Origin of the sequence: Sedimenticola selenatireducens (genome assembly GCF_963675335.2) — a bacterium.
In the GTDB taxonomy this organism is placed as follows: domain Bacteria; phylum Pseudomonadota; class Gammaproteobacteria; order Chromatiales; family Chromatiaceae; genus Sedimenticola; species Sedimenticola selenatireducens.
In genome coordinates, this window is the sequence record NZ_CAXXYC010000004.1 from 1,543,384 (window position 1) to 1,555,387 (window position 12,004).

Annotated in this window: 8 protein-coding genes and 1 pseudogene; 2 read left to right on the plus strand and 7 right to left on the minus strand. The window is 58.7% G+C overall.

The features are described 5' to 3' along the window. Positions 1 to 116: 116 nt before the first annotated feature. Positions 117 to 1,994, plus strand: a complete 1,878-nt coding sequence (gene speA, locus ACHZBF_RS18325) for a biosynthetic arginine decarboxylase (protein WP_029133677.1) — start codon at positions 117 to 119, stop codon at positions 1,992 to 1,994. A gap of 20 nt (positions 1,995 to 2,014) precedes the next feature. On the opposite strand, the gene ACHZBF_RS18330 is transcribed toward speA, so the two are convergent. Together ACHZBF_RS18330 and ACHZBF_RS18335 are read right to left on the minus strand one after the other, a co-directional pair. After that, a complete protein-coding gene (locus ACHZBF_RS18330) occupies positions 2,015 to 4,666 on the minus strand; it encodes a bifunctional diguanylate cyclase/phosphodiesterase (protein ID WP_321529224.1) in 2,652 nt (883 codons plus the stop codon). A gap of 59 nt (positions 4,667 to 4,725) precedes the next feature. Next, the gene (locus ACHZBF_RS18335; RefSeq protein WP_321529225.1) at positions 4,726 to 5,352 is read right to left on the minus strand and encodes an HAD-IA family hydrolase; all 627 of its coding nucleotides are present in this window, start codon (positions 5,350 to 5,352) and stop codon (positions 4,726 to 4,728) included. Positions 5,353 to 5,635: 283 nt separating this feature from the next. On the opposite strand from ACHZBF_RS18335, the pseudogene polA reads away from it, so the two are divergent. Further along, positions 5,636 to 8,370: pseudogene (polA, locus tag ACHZBF_RS18340) on the plus strand (DNA polymerase I). Between the two features lie 289 nt (positions 8,371 to 8,659). Here polA and yihA read toward each other — a convergent pair. The 5 genes from yihA to ppa form a co-directional block, all read right to left on the minus strand. After that, complete coding sequence (gene yihA, locus ACHZBF_RS18345; protein ID WP_029133674.1) at positions 8,660 to 9,286, minus strand: ribosome biogenesis GTP-binding protein YihA/YsxC; 627 nt, start codon at positions 9,284 to 9,286, stop codon at positions 8,660 to 8,662. A 70-nt stretch (positions 9,287 to 9,356) separates the two neighbouring features. Beyond that, on the minus strand, positions 9,357 to 9,821 hold the full coding sequence (locus ACHZBF_RS18350) for a bacteriohemerythrin (protein WP_321529226.1): 465 nt from the start codon (positions 9,819 to 9,821) through the stop codon (positions 9,357 to 9,359). A 137-nt stretch (positions 9,822 to 9,958) separates the two neighbouring features. Next, positions 9,959 to 10,441 (minus strand): cyclic pyranopterin monophosphate synthase MoaC, encoded by a 483-nt coding sequence (moaC, locus tag ACHZBF_RS18355; RefSeq protein ID WP_029133672.1) that lies wholly within the window; start codon positions 10,439 to 10,441, stop codon positions 9,959 to 9,961. Next, on the minus strand, positions 10,438 to 10,971 hold the full coding sequence (locus ACHZBF_RS18360; protein ID WP_029133671.1) for a metallophosphoesterase family protein: 534 nt from the start codon (positions 10,969 to 10,971) through the stop codon (positions 10,438 to 10,440). Before ACHZBF_RS18360 ends, moaC begins: the two co-directional genes overlap by 4 nt. Before the next feature lie 270 nt (positions 10,972 to 11,241). After that, positions 11,242 to 11,790 (minus strand): inorganic diphosphatase, encoded by a 549-nt coding sequence (gene ppa / locus ACHZBF_RS18365; RefSeq protein WP_321529227.1) that lies wholly within the window; start codon positions 11,788 to 11,790, stop codon positions 11,242 to 11,244. Positions 11,791 to 12,004: the final 214 nt, after the last annotated feature.

Consider the following 12,004-nt stretch of genomic DNA (forward strand, 5'->3'; position numbering starts at 1 on the left):
CATCCAAATCCTGACCGGCGGACAGGTTTTTTACTATTTCCTTATATGATGTCTCTATATCATCCGTCCTGATCGGTTATCATACGCCCATCTTTTCGCCGCCACGTAGCCTACCTATGAAACACAAGATACACATCGTTCCCCAAGATTATGGCATCCACCGCTGGGGGGACGGATTCTTCGGTATCAACGAGCAGGGGCATGTAGTGGCCCGGCCGATCCGCTCCGGTGATGTTGAGATTGATCTCTACCGACTGGCCCATGAAGTGAAGAAGACGGGGTTGTCGTGGCCGGTACTGGTGCGCTTTACCGATATTCTGCACGAACGGGTGTCGGCTCTGTGCGGTGCATTTGCCAGCGCCATGGATGAGTTCGATTTCACCGGACACTACATGGCCATCTACCCGATCAAGGTCAACCAGCAGCGCAGCGTGGTGGAAGAGGTGTTGGCCAAGGAGGAGGGGAGTGTCGGGCTGGAGGCCGGCAGTAAGCCGGAGCTGTCGGCAGTGCTGGCGCATGCCCCGCTGGGCGGGGTGATCGTCTGTAACGGTTACAAGGACAGCGAGTATATCCGCCTCGCCCTGATCGGTCTCAAGCTGGGACACCGGGTCTATATCGTTATTGAGAAACTCTCCGAGCTGGAGCTGGTGCTGGCGGCAGCCGAGGAGCTGGGCGTGGAGCCGCTGTTGGGTGTGCGGGTGCGGCTCTCATCATCCGGCACTGGTTATTGGCAGGACTCGGGTGGTCAGAAATCAAAATTCGGCCTCACCGCCATGCAGGTTCTGAAACTGGTCAAGCGGCTCGACTCGGTGGGCAAGCTGGACCGGCTGCAGCTGCTGCACTCCCATATCGGTTCACAGATTCCCAATCTGCGGGATATCCGCCGTGGCATGGGCGAGGTGGCGCGGTTTTTCGGTGAACTGCACCGTCTCGGTGCTTCGATCAAGGTGGTCGATGTGGGCGGCGGCCTGGGCGTGGATTATGAGGGGACCAGCTCACGACACGACTGCTCTATGAATTACAGTATGGAAAGTTATGCACGCGAGGTAGTGAAGGCTATTGCGCGCATCTGCGGTGAGCAGGAGCTGCCGCACCCCAATATCTTCAGCGAGTCCGGCCGCGCCATGACGGCGCATCACGCCATGCTGATGGTAAACGTGATTGACAGCGACCCCTCGCCGGAGACCCTGGACAAGATCAATTTGCCGGCGGATGCACCGGAAGTGCTCTGTTCGCTGGCCGAACTGGTGGGGCTGGATGACTACTCGGTTTCTGAACTCTACCAGGAGGCACGTCATGGGCTGGAAGAGGCGCACGACATGTTCGAGAGAGGTGTGCTGGATCTGGAACAGCGGGCTCTCGCCGAGGGGATATTCAACACCATCTGCAGCCAGTTGATGCCGCGCCTGAGCAGCAGCTCGCGCCGTCACCGTGAACTGCTGGACCAGTTGCGCGAGCAGCTCTCCGACCGGCTGTTCTGTAACTTCTCCCTGTTTCAGTCGCTACCGGACGTCTGGGCAATCGACCAGGTGTTCCCGGTGATGCCGCTGCATCGCCTGAACGAGGAGCCGAAGCGCAGCGCCGTCCTGCACGACCTGACCTGTGACTCGGATGGCTGTATCGAGAACTATGTCGACCAGGATGGCGTGGAGAGCACCCTGCCGGTGCATCACCTGATCCCCAGCGAGCCCTATCTGCTGGGTATCTTCCTGGTCGGGGCCTATCAGGAGATCCTGGGCGATATGCACAACCTGTTCGGTGATACCGACGCCGTGAATCTGGAGCTGGATGAGAAAGGCGGTTATCAGCTGACCCAGCCGGAGCAGGGTGACTCCGTCGACGAGCTGTTGCGTTATGTCCATTTCTCACCCGAGGTGATGCTGGAGAAGTACCGGGAGAAGATGGCCGCAGCGGGGCTTGGCAACGAAGAGACGGAATCCCTGTTCAGTGAACTGGAGGCCGGCCTGCATGGTTATACCTACTTCGAGGAGTGATCCCGGGTGTTGGTGTCACCTCAGGTACTGTTTCGCGGGGGGGCGGGACGTTTCGGTTGAGTCGACGAAATGTCGTCCTGGGTGACGCTGGTATGCCAGAAACCCTGGCGGATCATTTCTGATATCTCATCAGCGGAGATCGGCTTGCTGTAGAGGAAGCCCTGCATTTCGTCACAGTTTTCCTTGCGCAGGAACTGCATCTGCTCCTCGGTCTCCACCCCTTCAGCCAGTACCCGCAGATTGAGACTGTGGGCCATGGCAATAATGGCCCGGCAGATGGCGGTGTCGTTGCTGTTGCTTGGCAGATCGCGCACGAACGACTGGTCGATTTTCAGCAGGTCGATTGGCAGCCGTTTCAGATAACTCAGCGAGGAGTAGCCGGTACCGAAGTCATCCACCGCCACTTCCAGCCCGATATCGGCGAGCCTGACCAGTACCTCCTCCATGAATTCGGCGTTCTCCATCAGACTGGTCTCGGTGATCTCCAGCTCGATACTGTTGCCGCAGTTCCTACAACACCCGGTGATTGCCTTGACCCGGTCAAAAAACTCCTGCTGCTTCAGCTGCAGGGTCGATACGTTGACCGAGATGCGCAGCCCGGTGATCCCCTGCTTGCCCCATTGAATCGCCTGTTGGGTGGCGATAGTCAATACCTGCTCCCCGAGCTGGTGAATCAGTCCGGTATTTTCCGCCACCCGGATAAAGGTACCGGGTGAGATTATGCCCAGCTCCGGGTCATTCCAGCGGGCCAGTCCCTCCAGACCGACGATAGCGCCGGTGTGCAGGTCGAACTGGGGTTGATACAGCAGCTTGAGGGCGCTGTTTTCGATGGCTCGCCGCAGGGCGGTCTCCACCTCCAGATTCCAGTGGAATGGCTCACTCATGTTGGAGTCAAACAGCTGATAGTTATTGCCTCCCAGCTCCTTGGCCCGGTACATGGCGGTGTCGGCGAATTTGATCAGATCATCCACCGTGGAGCCATTATCCGGGAACAGGGCGATACCGATACTGGGGGTGAGATAGAGCTCATGCTGGTCCAGCTGGATTGGGGATTTGAAAACCTGCAGGATCTTCTCGGCTACCAGCACCGTATCAAAATCTTCGTTGACGTCCTGCAGTATCACGGTGAATTCATCTCCACCCAGGCGGGCCAGGGTGTCGGTCTGGCGGACGCACTCCTGCATGCGCTTGGCGGCCAGGGCCAGGGCCTTGTCGCCGCTGGAGTGTCCCAGGGTGTCATTGATATTCTTGAACCGGTCAAGATCGATAAACAGCAGGCCAAGCAACTGGTTGTTGCGTCCGGCATATTTCAATGCCTGATCCAACCGGTCATTGAACAGTTGACGGTTGGGCAGCTTGGTCAGTATGTCGTAATAGGCCAACCGGTGAATGCGGTCCATCACTTGTTGTTGGCGTGCCACGTCGGAATAGATACCGAGATAGTGCCCGGGCTTATTGTCACCGTTTTCCAGGGCGATAATGTTGAGCCATTCGGGCAGGATGGTGCCGCTCTTGTTCCTGTTCCAGATCTCTCCCGACCATTCGCCCTGCTGATTAATGTGATTCCACATATCCGTAAAGAAGCGGCTGTCGTGATAACCGGAATCCAGCAGGCTGATGTTCTTGCCCAGCAGTTCGCCCAGGGAATAACCGGTGTTGTTAATGAACGCCGGGTTGGCTGAGACTATGCGTCCGTCCTTGTCGGTAACGACAATGGCATCGGGTGAGTGCTGAATCACCTTGGCCGCCAGCTTCAGTTCATGCTGGCTGATTTGGCGTTCATCCAGAATGACCTTGCCGATCAGCGCCGTGGCGCAGATGGTGCCGAAGTAGATCTGTAGAAACACCACTGCGAAGCGGTCCTCGCCGCCGCTGAACGGGCCGTAGCCCAGGGTGGTGCCGGCGAGTGCGGACACGGCCATAAACAGGGTGAGCAGCGAGGTGGTGCGAATGTCGAATCGCAGGACACACCAGACCACCAGCGGTGCCAGCATAAAAGTGATGGGTGAGTGCTGCAGATGCTCGGGCAGATAGCCCCCGAACAACAGCCCACAAACCAGCAACGTGGCGATAGCCAGAGCGAGCCATTCAACAACCGGGCGTGTTGTGCCTGCCACGTGCTGTGACCGCCAGGTCATCAGTAGCGGAGTCAGGATCAGTATGCCGACCGAGTCGCCCACCCACCAGGTCCCGATGGAGCTGGGAAGAGTGGCGGTGGAAAGGGTGCCGGTACGCCACAGTATAAGACTACCGATAATGGCGCTGAACAACGGGGCAATGGCCACGCAGAACAGCAGGAAGCGGGCGAAGTGTACCGGTTTGATGAGCAGTTTACGGGGGGCGGAAAACTGGACCATCAGCCAGTAACCGATGATCGCTTCCAACAGAATGCCGATGGACAAACCACCGCTTACCATCCAGCTATGATCATTCAGCAGCGCAGTGGCCAGCGCGCCCAGCAGGATGCCGGGGAGTACCGCATAACCGTGGAGGAGGATGCCGCCGAGGGCGATGCCCGAGGCAAACCAGATTGGGGAAACGTTGCCTTCCAGTGAAGTAAACAGCAGGCTGATCTGCGCCGCGAGGAAATAGACCAGGCCGTAGATCAGCCAGGGGGGGATGCGGATGTTTCTGTTCACTTCCTGGTTCATGGTCTCGGCGGTCCGTTCCATCCTGGCGATGCCTTGTTACCCGTTGAAAGCCTGTTGTAGTTCAGTCAGCGATGTGAGGGTCAGGTCCGGTTGCCTGTCCCAGGGGTCAAAATGATTGGCACTGCTGCGCCTGATCCATGCCGTGCGCATGGAGACTGCCATCCCGCCCAATAGATCGAACGGGTTGCTGGAGACCAGGCAGCTGTTGTCGGCTGTGGCACTGCTTCTGGCCAGGAAATGGCGATAAACCGCCGGATCCGGCTTGAAGGTGCGGATCTCATGACGCTGATGATATCGATAAAGGCGTGGCGGATGCCGGCGGAGTCGAGTAGCGCCTCCAGGTCATCCGGCAGGCCGTTGGAGAAGGCATAGAGGCGGTGACCGGCGGACTTGAGTTGCTCCAGGGCCGTCGGGACATCCGGGAATGCGGGCAAGCGCCGGTACTCGTCCAGTAATGTCTGTGCCGCCGCGTCGCTGATCGGCAACTCCAGTTGTGCCGAGGTATACTTCAGCGCCTGTCGGGTACAGACGGAAAAGTCCACATAGTCCCGCATCAGCCCGCGGCGGAACGAGTACTCCAGCTGCTTGTCGCGCCAACGGCTGGAAAACAGAGACGCCTGGTCTCCTACCAGCCGGTTCAGGCTCTGGGTGATGCCGGCGGTATCGATCAGGGTTCCATATACATCGAAGGCGAATGTCAATGGCATGCGGACTCCTTGTCCACTAAATTAGTATCTATTTAGCACACTGCTGTTGTGGATAAAAGCTTTTATTCTCACGGAGTTATCCGGTAGTCGATCCTGTCAGGGTGTGAGCTTCGGGTATGAACCTAGTATAGGGCGCGTCCCGGTAACCGGTATTTTTTATACGTATTGGAGTAGCCGGTGGTGCAGGCTGGATGGCCGCTCTTGCGGTCGGTGGGTATCAGCGCAGGGGCGCGATAGGGTATCCTGCGGCTTCATTGTTGAGACTCGGAATAGAAGAGAGAAGATGACTTCAGAAACCCCGTTTGTCCTGGTGGATGGCTCCTCCTACCTGTTTCGCGCCTACCACGCATTGCCGCCATTGACCAATTCCCGTGGCGAGGCGACAGGCGCCATCGTGGGGGTGGTGAATATGCTGCGCAAGCTGATCAGCGAGTACCGGCCGACCCACATGGCGGTGGTATTCGATGCCCCGGGCGGCAGTTTCCGCAATCAGATGTATGACCAGTACAAGGCCAACCGTCCAGCCATGCCGGAGGAACTGAGGGAACAGATCGAGCCGTTGCACCGGATTGTAGAGGCGATGGGGTTGCCGTTGCTGGTGGTGCCGGGAGTGGAGGCGGATGATGTCATCGGTACCCTCGCCACCCGGGCATCGCAGGTCGGCATGCATACCTTGATCTCAACGGGTGACAAGGATCTGGCCCAGCTGGTGGATGGCCACGTTACCCTGATCAACACCATGACCGACAGCCGCATGGACCGGCAGGGGTGATGGACAAGTTCGGTGTCACACCGGAGCAGATTATCGACTACCTGGCGCTGGTGGGCGACTCCTCGGACAACATACCCGGCATTCCCAAGTGTGGGCCGAAGACAGCGGTCAAGTGGCTCAGCGAGTATGGCTCGGTCGAGGGGATCAAGCAGCATGCTGCGGAGATCAAGGGTAAGGTGGGGGAGTACCTGCGGGAGCACCTGGACCAGCTGGATCTCTCCCGGCAACTCACCACGATCAAACTGGATATCGAGCTGGCGCTGGGGCCGGACGACCTGCGGCCTACTGCGCCGGACCTGCCGGCGTTGCGTGAATGGTATGGCCGGATTGAGGCGCGGCGGCTGCTCGAGGCGCTGGAGCAGGAGGCCGGAGGCGCGACTGCCACTACCGATATCGACGCTCCCGCGGATGACACCCCGAATGGCCGGGGTGATGCCGATTATCAGCAGTTGCTGGATCAGGCGGCGTTCAACGGCTGGCTCGAGCGGTTGCGCGTGGCGGGCGAGTTCGCCTTTGATACCGAAACCACCAGCCTGGACTATATGCAGGCGGAGCTGGTCGGCGTCTCGTTTGCCCTGCAGCCGGGTGAGGCGGCCTATGTGCCGGTGGCGCACTGTTATCCTGGGGTGCCGCAGCAGCTGGAACGGGACTGGGTGTTGGAACAGCTCAAGCCGCTGCTGGAAGATCCGCAATGCCGCAAGATCGGTCAGAACCTGAAATATGACATGAGCGTGCTGGCCCGCTACGGTATCGGCATGCAGGGCATTGCCTACGACACCATGCTGGAGTCCTATGTGCTGGACTCCACCGCTACGCGCCACGATATGGACTCGCTGGCGCAAAAATACCTTGGCCTCAAGACTATTAAATATGAGGATGTGGCGGGCAAGGGTAGCAAGCAGCTGCGCTTTGATCAGGTGCCGCTGGAGCAGGCGACTCCCTATGCGGCGGAAGATGCCGATATCACCCTGCGGCTGCACCAGGCGCTGTGGCCGGCCCTGGAGGCGGAGGGCAGTCTGTCCGGCCTGTTGCGGGAGCTGGAAGTGCCGTTGGTCCCGGTGTTGTCGCGCATGGAGCGTTGCGGGGTGCGCATCGATGGGGCGCTGCTACGCAAGCAGAGTCACGAGCTGGCCGGCAGAATGCACGAACTGGAACAACAGGCCTATGCCGTGGCCGGGCGCAGTTTTAATCTCAGTTCACCCAAGCAGATCGGGCAGATCTTTTTCGAAGAGCTGGAGCTGCCGGTGGTGGCCAAGACCCCGAAAGGGGCACCCTCCACCGCCGAGTCGGTGTTGCAGGAGCTGGCCGACCAGGGCTACGAGCTGCCGGCGCTGATCCTGGAGCACCGCGGCTGCGCCAAGCTCAAATCCACCTATACCGACAAGTTGCCGCAGATGGTCAATCCGGAGACCGGTCGGGTGCACACCTCCTATCATCAGGCGGTGGCAGCCACCGGTCGCCTCAGCTCATCGGATCCCAATCTGCAGAATATCCCGGTGCGCAGCGAGCAGGGGCGGCGGATTCGTCAGGCCTTTATCGCCGAAGAGGGGTGTCGCATCGTGGCGGCCGACTACTCGCAGATCGAGTTGCGCATCATGGCCCACCTCTCCGGTGATGCCGGCCTGCTGAAGGCGTTTGCCGCCGGCGTGGATATCCACCGGGCGACCGCGGCCGAGGTATTCGATACCGGCGGTGCCGACCAGGTCACGCCGGATCAGCGCCGTTCCGCCAAGGCGATCAATTTCGGCCTGATCTACGGCATGTCGGCATTCGGTCTGGCGCGGCAGCTGGGTATCGAGCGGGGAGCCGCCCAGCAGTATGTGGACCTCTATTTTGACCGTTATCCCGGGGTGCGCGCCTACATGGAGCGGATGCGCGAGGTGGCCCATGCCAGGGGTTTTGTGGAGACGGTGTTCGGTCGCCGGCTGCACCTGCCGGAGATCAATGCCCGCAACAAGATGCGCCAGGCAGCCGCGGAACGGACGGCCATCAATGCGCCGATGCAGGGCACCGCCTCGGATATTATCAAGCGCGCGATGCTCGAGGTCGATGGTTGGATTGAAACAGAGCGGCCGCCGGTGAAGATGATCATGCAGGTGCATGATGAGCTGGTATTCGAGGTGGCCGAGGCCGATCTGCAGCCGGTCTGTGAGCGGATTCGCGGCTATATGGAATCAGCCGCCAGCCTGGCGGTGCCGCTGCTGGTGGATATCGGCATCGGCAATAATTGGGACGAGGCGCATTGACCCAGTAAAACAGTCGGCATTGAACTATTTGGAATTTATGCTATCTCATTAGATAGCGCCAGCTGGCGCGGTCACTTCTCCCCAAGTGACCTGTCCCCGACGACCCCATGTCGGGATCTAGGACCCTGATCACCTTGACTCCCCTTGGGTGACAGGGTCTTTTTTTGCCCTGGGATGGCCGGGAGCGGCTTTGTACCGGGATGGGCTGAAGTCGTGGAGAGGGCGTTAGAAGGCGGGCTGGGCCCGCTGTGGAGGTATCTGCCTGTGGCTGGCGGTGGGCGCGGCCCACTTATGGCTGCTCCGATGGAGCAGGTGCTTTATCCAGGCCCAGCCACTTGTCGAGCATGGCGTGAGCCTGGTCAATACCCTGGTGCTTGAGGGCGGAGAAGAGTTGCGCCGAATGGATGCCGTTGATCTCTTTCAGGGCCTTCTTCACCTGTAGCAGGCTTTTCGCTGCCGCACCCCGCTTCAGCTTATCCGCCTTGGTGAGCAAAATGTGTACGGGCAACTGGATCTTGCCGCTCCACTCCAGCATCTGCAGGTCAAACTCCTTCAGGGGGTGACGCACGTCCGCCAGCAGGATTACCCCGCGCAGGGATTTGCGTTGCTCCAGGTAGGCGGCCAACTCCGCCTGCCACTGCAGTTTGATCTTCTCCGCGACCTTGGCATAGCCATAGCCCGGCAGGTCCACCAGCCGGTGCTCCTGGTCCAGGGCGAAAAAATTGAGCAGCTGGGTACGTCCCGGCGTCTTGCTGGTCCTGGCCAGGCTTTTTTGTTGGCACAGGGCGTTGATGGCGCTGGATTTCCCGGCATTGGAACGCCCGGCAAAAGCCACTTCGGCACCGGTATCGGGTGGAGATTGTTCCAGTTTGGCGGCGCTGGTGAGAAATTTTGCCCGGTGGTAAAAGCTGTTCATTGCATTGGTCTATGTGGGAAAGGTTGCGAACTTACCCCAATTATTGCGCCACCGCCAGCAATCTGCCCTCCTAACCGCGAATATTGGACCAGAGCCGCTCGACCCAGGAGCGATTGCCGAGTTTTGGGTTGGCCCCGGCGGCGAGGAAAAAACCGCTGTACTGCATATCCTCTTCCATGATGTGTTTGGAGAGCCATACCTTGAGAAAATGCATCAGCTCAAAACCGATGGCATGCTTGCCGGTGGCGATCTTGTTCTGCAGGTCGACCATCTGTTCGGTCAGCTCTTCATGCAGATCGTGGTGTTCCGCGTAACCGGGGAAGTTGAGGATGCGCATCAGGCTCTCTTCCACCGCGAAATGGATGCGGGTGTATTCGGCCAGTTCAGCCAGGATGCCTTCCACCACAGCACTGCCGTGACGCTGGTGGATGGCGTCATGCATACGGTTGATCAGTCCGACCAACACCTTATGCTGTTCATCGATCTCTTCAATTCCGACGCTCAGCTCATCGGTCCAGGTTATGAAGTTTCTCATTGATCGCTCCCAGATAAACGGGGGCTTTGGCGCTACGCCAATACCCATAAATATCGCATGGATATTAGTGGGTAACGGCGGCTAAAGAAAACGCTGGATGGGTGTTGTGTTGATGGATGTCAGGAAAATCGCTGATATTACTCAGTGCTTCTCTGCCAATGGCCCGATTTGCCGCCGGCCTTTTCCAACAGGCGAACCTGTTCGATCGACATGCCCCGGTCAACCGCCTTGCACATGTCGTAAATGGTAAGCAGGGCCACCTGGGTCGCGCACAGCGCCTCCATCTCCACGCCTGTCTGCCCCCGGGTCTTGACGGTGGCGACGCAGTGGACGGCGGACTGGTCAGGCTCTGGTGTCAGATCGATGTTGACATGGGTCAGCGCCAGGGGATGACAGAGCGGAACCAGGTCGGCGGTCTTTTTGGCCGCCATGATGCCGGCTACCCGGGCAATGCCCAGTACGTCGCCTTTCTTGTGATCGCCCCGCTGGATCAGCGCCAGTGTTTCGGCGCGCATGAAAATACGGCCTTCCGTGATGGCGGTGCGCTGGGTCTCCTGCTTCTCGCCCACATCCACCATGTGTGCCTCGCCGGATTGATTGAAGTGTGTCAGCTCGCTCATGACTGGTGCTCAATGCTCTTGGGGATTTCGTGGAATTCAAAGCTCATGGTAGCAAGATCGGCCATGATGTAGGTAGCCGGGGAGCCGCCTACACCACCGACGGTACCGGGATTGACCAGCAGGGTAACGCCGCCACGAATATTGGGGATCTCCTGCACCTTGACCTTGTGGCTGTGACCGCAACAGACAAGGTCCCAGTCACCGGTGGCCGCCATGGCCCGGGCATAGTGCGGATAGTGGACCAGGAAGATTTTTTTGCCGCCCAGCTCAAGCCCGGCATCCATACCGTAGTAGCGGATGATGTTTTCCGGATCATTGGCCATCTGGCCGAGGGTGAACAGGTCACCGGTGTTGTTACCGTGGATCACGTGGGTAGGAAGGTGATGTTTTTTCAGGCATTTCAGCGTGCTGGGGGCCACCACATCGCCACAATGAACCACAGCCTCGGCGCCGCGGGTGCGGGCCTCGGCGACGGCGTAATCGAGTAGGGGTATGTGGTCGTGACTGTCGGACAGTATACAGATTTTCATGCGGCACATCCCTGTGCCGCACCCTGACGGGCGGCCTGCGGCCGTGAAAATTGTCTGTCGTGCCAATTTTTCATGCGGCAGGCACATCCCTGTGCCGCACCCTGGCGGGCGGCCTTCGGCTGTGAAAATTGTCTTTCCTGCAAATTTTTCATTGGGTTCCCGTTGGAGCGCCATCGCTGGCGCGATGACGCTGCCCGTCCGGGCAGCGTCTGGTCACCATTCAATGATGTCGTTCCTATCCTGCCAAGAGCCCAACAGGCTCCGAATGGGTTAGAAGTTTGGTTTTTCCGGTGCGTCGTTAAACATTTTGATGCTATCTTGGATCTCTTTTTTGGCCTTGTCAACGCCGCCCCAGCCCTGCACGCGCACCCATTTGCCTTCCTCAAGATCCTTGTAATGCTCGAAGAAGTGGGAGATCTGGTTCAGGGTGTCTTCACTGATATCACGGAAGCTCTCCACCTTGCGATAGCGCTTGGAGAGCTTGTCGATTGGCACCGCCAGGACCTTTGCGTCATCGCCGGCCTCGTCGGCCATCTTCAGTACGCCGATCGGGCGACACTTGATCACCGAGCCCGGGATCAGCGGGTATTTGGTTACCACCAGCACGTCGACCGGGTCGCCGTCGGCGGAGAGAGTGTGGGGGACGTAACCATAATTGCATGGATAGCGCATGGAGGTGGACATGAAGCGATCCACAAACATGGCCCCGGTCTCCTTGTCCAGCTCATATTTGACCGGATCGGACTGTGCTGGAATTTCGATGATGACGTTGATCTCGTTGGGTACATCGCTACCCGAGCTAACTCTATCCAGATTCATGGGTTCTCGCCGTACTAATAAAGTGAAAAAGAGCCGACTATTAGACCTGACCTAAGGCTTTTTTTCAAAAGATCTTATAATTCTAGGTGATATTCCCATAAGTTACTTAATGGATTTGGCCCGGATGGCGGTGGTTGTAGAGGTGCCGTGAGGCTAGTTATCCCGGAATCCGGGGATAGGATGTGCTGAGCACAACGATGCGTATCGGTCGCGA

Coding starts and splice junctions, on each gene's coding strand:
- yihA (WP_029133674.1), bottom strand. CDS start 9,286: ATGAACAGCTTTTACCACCGGGCAAAATTTCTCACCAGCGCCGCCAAA.
- moaC (WP_029133672.1), bottom strand. CDS start 10,441: ATGAGCGAGCTGACACACTTCAATCAATCCGGCGAGGCACACATGGTG.
- ACHZBF_RS18360 (WP_029133671.1), bottom strand. CDS start 10,971: ATGAAAATCTGTATACTGTCCGACAGTCACGACCACATACCCCTACTC.
- ACHZBF_RS18350 (WP_321529226.1), bottom strand. CDS start 9,821: ATGAGAAACTTCATAACCTGGACCGATGAGCTGAGCGTCGGAATTGAA.
- ACHZBF_RS18335 (WP_321529225.1), bottom strand. CDS start 5,352: ATGCCATTGACATTCGCCTTCGATGTATATGGAACCCTGATCGATACC.
- ppa (WP_321529227.1), bottom strand. CDS start 11,790: ATGAATCTGGATAGAGTTAGCTCGGGTAGCGATGTACCCAACGAGATC.
- ACHZBF_RS18330 (WP_321529224.1), bottom strand. CDS start 4,666: ATGGAACGGACCGCCGAGACCATGAACCAGGAAGTGAACAGAAACATC.
- speA (WP_029133677.1), top strand. CDS start 117: ATGAAACACAAGATACACATCGTTCCCCAAGATTATGGCATCCACCGC.